The sequence below is a fragment of the Pedobacter sp. genome, from assembly GCF_035566355.1.
Lineage (GTDB): Bacteria > Bacteroidota > Bacteroidia > Sphingobacteriales > Sphingobacteriaceae > Pedobacter.
The window spans coordinates 1-3419 of record NZ_DATMRL010000646.1 but is presented as its reverse complement, the minus strand read 5'-3'; the positions used below and the strand labels follow the sequence as shown (position 1 = coordinate 3419).

Below are 3419 nucleotides of genomic sequence, written 5' to 3'. Positions count from 1 at the left end.
TCCAAACCTGGTAAACCTCTCCGGTTACGATTTCACCAACGCGGTCTTTATACTTTTTAAATATCTCGTCTTTCTCAAGCTCCAGAACTTTAGAAACCAGGGTTTGACGTGCAGCCAAAATAGCCCTTCTTCCAAAACTTTCTAAAGTGATCTGCTCAATGTAGTCGTCTCCAACTTCCATATCCGGATCGATTTGTTTAACCTCTGCCAGTTCAATTTCCAGATCGTCGTCCTCAGAAAAGCCATCTTCCATGACCTTCCGGGTGCGCCAGATCTCTAAATCCCCGTTATCAGGGTTAACAATCACATCACAATTCTCATCCGTACCATATTTTTTCCGCAACATACTACGGAACACCTCTTCCAGCACACTAATCACTGTTGGGCGGTCGATGTTCTTGAAGTCTTTAAACTCCTGGAATGAATCGATTAAATTAATATTGCTCATTTTTATTTAAATGAAATTAAAACCTTTACTTCTGTTATATTCTCCAGTCCTATAGTGTTTTCCACCAGTTGAACCTTTTTTCCTTTTTCTTTTACCTTTTCTTCAATCGTAAGACTGTTCTCTCCAACCGAAAGCAATTTACCTTCTTTCTTATCTCCTCCTGTCAGTTTTACGCTCAAGTCACGGCCAATATTTTTATGATATTGTCTGGTCAGTTTCAATGCTTCGCCAACGCCGGGAGAAGATACCTCCAGGTTATAAGCCTGTTCAATTGCATTTTCTTCTTCCAGATGAAAACCAACATGTCTGCTGATTGCAGCGCAATCCTGGATACTTATGCCTTCATCACCGTCAACCTGAATAATAAGCTTATTGTTTGGAAGCATTTTAACCTCCACCAAAAACAATTCCGGCCTGTCCGCAATCTTTTCTTCAACCAGTTCTTTTACTCTCTTTTCAACCTGCATAACCAATTTGCTAAAATAGAAAAGAGGGGACTCCTGCCCCCTCTTACCCTTTATATCAGCGCAAAGATAAGAATATTTTTTTTATCATTATACAATAATTGATCTTATATTGAATTTTTATTTGTATTAATGCCTCCGAAAGCCTGAATTATTTTTTTGCCGCCACACCGCTCTACTTTCAAACACCAGTTCATTTACAGCTAAACAGTAACTCTTCAGCAATCAAGCTTGTACTTTGTCTTGAATGACTGCACCATGAGTGCAAAATCCAGTCACAGCGCATTTACCGGCAACGAAGACCAATCCATTACCTAGCGACTCAGTATTTTTTGTACCGGCTTTAACTTATAATTCATCTGGCCTTTGAGCATGGCACCAGCATTGCCAAACTGGCTGTTTAAATAAGTAAGCACCAAATAATCTCTTCCCTTAACAAAGGATCTTTCCGGTTTGAAAATAACTACACTGTCCTGAACAGAAATCAAGCCTTTTACAGGCTGCTCTATAACACTGGTGTCTTGCTCAGAAGGCGTTTGCAACACAGAAAGCAAGCTATATGCAAGAGAATCCTGTGACGGGCTGTTTTTTAATTGCGCTAAGCCTGCGGCACTTATCCCAGAAATCACCACCGCATTACTGTCTGAGGAAAAAGAGATCAAAACTGGCTTATTATTTGCAGTCGAACATCCAATAAACAAACAAAAAAGGCAGGCCATTCCTGCCGATTGGAGTACACGTATAAACATATTACTAAATTAAACATTATGAGGCTTATTATCGAAATCTTATTGATGGGGCTCGCTGTACTCATCGGGGCTTACATTGTACCGGGAGTACATGTAGATGGCTTCGGAAGCGCTATTATTGCAGCTGTTCTGATCGCACTGGCCAATGCAACGGTTGGGCTTATTTTAAGGGTGATGACATTCCCCCTGAATTTCCTTACCCTTGGTCTGGTTTCTTTCATCATCAGCGTATTGATGATCATGCTGGTTTCTCATTTTATGAGCAGCTTCCACACCTCCGGCTTTTTAGCATCAGCGATTCTGGCCATCGTACTGGCCATTATCAAAGGAATTTTCGGTAGTTTTTCCGAAGATTAAAACAAAAAGCGCAGCGACTATGGTCGCTGCGCTTTTTTCTATTTATAAAGATCTATTTAAGTATATCTCTGGAAATAACTACTTTCTGGATCTCAGAAGTTCCCTCATAGATCTGTGTGATCTTTGCATCCCTCATCAGTCTTTCCACATGGTATTCTTTTACAAAACCATAGCCCCCATGAATCTGTACCGCTTCTACGGTCACATCCATCGCTACTTTTGAAGCATAGAGTTTAGCCATAGAACCCGCCAGTGTATAAGATTGACCCTGGTCTTTTAACCATGCCGCTTTATACACCAATAACCTTGCAGCTTCAATTTGTGTAGCCATATCTGCCAGTTTAAATGCAATGGCCTGATGATCTGCAATTGGTTTTCCAAAAGCTTTACGTTCTTTTGAATAAGCCAGGGCAAGTTCATAAGCGCCCGCGGCTATGCCCAGTGCCTGAGCAGCAATACCGATACGGCCACCTTCCAGGGTTTTCATTGCAAATTTAAACCCGAAACCATCTTCACCAATCCTGTTTTCCTTAGGTACTTTTACATCATTGAACATCAATGAATGTGTATCGGACCCACGGATACCCAGCTTATTTTCTTTTGGACCAACGGTAAAACCTTCCATCCCTTTTTCAACAATGAAAGCATTGATCCCTTTATGTTTTAATTCACGATGTGTTTGTGCAATCACAAGATAGGTAGAGGCCGTACCACCATTGGTGATCCAGTTCTTTGTGCCATTCAGCAGATAATAATCTCCTTTGTCCTCAGCAGTTGTTTGCTGTGATGTCGCATCAGAACCCGCTTCAGGTTCAGACAAACAGAAAGCACCGATCTCTCTCCCTGATGCCAATGGTTTTAAATATTTTTCCTTCTGATATTCCGAGCCATAGGATTCCAGCCCGTAACACACCAAAGAGTTGTTCACAGAAACCACCACTGATGCAGAAGCATCAATTTTGGAAAGTTCCTCCATTACAAGAACATAAGACAAGGCATCCAATCCACTTCCTTCATATTTTTCGGACACCATCATACCCAAAAACCCCAGCTCACCTAGTTTTTTGACCTGCTCTGCCGGAAACTTCTGATGTTCGTCACGCTCAATAACCCCAGGCTTTAATTCAGTCTGCGCAAAGTCGCGTGCGGCCTGCTGGATCATTAATTGTTCTTCACTTAATTGAAATAGCATAATTTTTATATTTAGAAAAACACATTTTGCCAAATTTAGTTATTTCCAAACCAATATACTATGGCAGCATAGCATTTTATTAAATTCACAAAAATCCTGCTGTTTACTTAAGAAGATGGTTGTTGTCGTCGGGGAATACGAGTATAGGATGATATTTTTTTGCCTCTTCTACAGGAAGTGAACCATAGGACATGATGATCAGGATATCG

At 40.9% G+C, this 3419-nt stretch carries 5 protein-coding genes; 1 reads left to right on the top strand and 4 read right to left on the bottom strand.

Features of this window, described 5'->3' with window-relative positions; genetic code table 11:
• From VNZ46_RS25430 to VNZ46_RS25420, 3 genes are all read right to left on the bottom strand, one after another.
• A partial coding sequence (locus VNZ46_RS25430; RefSeq protein WP_325563846.1) for a NusA N-terminal domain-containing protein occupies positions 1 to 448 on the bottom strand: 448 nt, incomplete at its 3' end.
• 2 nt (positions 449 to 450) lie between these two features.
• Entirely contained in the window at positions 451 to 915 is a 465-nt protein-coding gene (gene rimP / locus VNZ46_RS25425; RefSeq protein WP_325563844.1) for a ribosome assembly cofactor RimP, read from the bottom strand.
• Between the two features lie 311 nt (positions 916 to 1226).
• The gene (locus VNZ46_RS25420) at positions 1227 to 1661 is read right to left on the bottom strand and encodes a hypothetical protein (RefSeq protein ID WP_325563842.1); all 435 of its coding nucleotides are present in this window, start codon (positions 1659 to 1661) and stop codon (positions 1227 to 1229) included.
• Positions 1662 to 1679: 18 nt separating this feature from the next.
• Between VNZ46_RS25420 and VNZ46_RS25415 the strand changes: the two genes are divergently transcribed.
• Positions 1680 to 2018 carry a phage holin family protein gene (locus tag VNZ46_RS25415; protein WP_108553937.1) on the top strand — a complete coding sequence of 113 codons (339 nt, stop codon included), beginning with the start codon at positions 1680 to 1682 and terminating at the stop codon, positions 2016 to 2018.
• Between the two features lie 52 nt (positions 2019 to 2070).
• On the opposite strand, the gene VNZ46_RS25410 is transcribed toward VNZ46_RS25415, so the two are convergent.
• Positions 2071 to 3210, bottom strand: coding sequence for an acyl-CoA dehydrogenase (locus VNZ46_RS25410; RefSeq protein WP_325563839.1), 1140 nt, complete (start codon positions 3208 to 3210; stop codon positions 2071 to 2073).
• Positions 3211 to 3419 lie beyond the last annotated feature (209 nt).

Bases quoted from the DNA above. Each gene is read 5' to 3' on its own strand.
- rimP (WP_325563844.1), bottom strand. From the start codon at position 915: ATGCAGGTTGAAAAGAGAGTAAAAGAACTGGTTGAAGAAAAGATTGCG.
- VNZ46_RS25420 (WP_325563842.1), bottom strand. From the start codon at position 1,661: ATGTTTATACGTGTACTCCAATCGGCAGGAATGGCCTGCCTTTTTTGT.
- VNZ46_RS25415 (WP_108553937.1), top strand. From the start codon at position 1,680: ATGAGGCTTATTATCGAAATCTTATTGATGGGGCTCGCTGTACTCATC.
- VNZ46_RS25410 (WP_325563839.1), bottom strand. From the start codon at position 3,210: ATGCTATTTCAATTAAGTGAAGAACAATTAATGATCCAGCAGGCCGCA.